Below are 275 nucleotides of genomic sequence, written 5' to 3' on the forward strand. Positions count from 1 at the left end.
GCGATACACTCCCGCATCCGAACCCGATTTCCACGTGCCGTCCCATGCTGCCCCGCATTGAAGCGATCCGCCCCGAGCTGCGCCCGTCCGAGCGCAAGCTCGCCGACTACATCCTCGCCGCGCCGCGCGAAGTGCTCGACCTCGCGATGACCGAGCTGTCGACCCGCGCCGGCGTCAGCCAGCCGACGATCGCGCGCTTCTGCCAGGCGCTCGGCTGCAGCGGCTTTCGCGAATTCAAGATCCGGCTCGCGCAGAGCGTCGCGCCAGGCGTGTCG

The 275-nt window shown here is 69.8% G+C and carries 1 protein-coding gene; it reads left to right on the forward strand.

Annotated elements, in window-relative coordinates:
* Positions 1-44: 44 nt before the first annotated feature.
* Positions 45-275 (forward strand): MurR/RpiR family transcriptional regulator (locus tag AAEY78_RS12960; protein WP_352339725.1); only part of this gene is annotated, 231 nt, incomplete at its 3' end.

This window comes from Psychrobacter sp. 16-MNA-CIBAN-0192 (assembly GCF_040309565.1).
In the GTDB taxonomy this organism is placed as follows: Bacteria; Pseudomonadota; Gammaproteobacteria; order Pseudomonadales; family Moraxellaceae; genus Psychrobacter.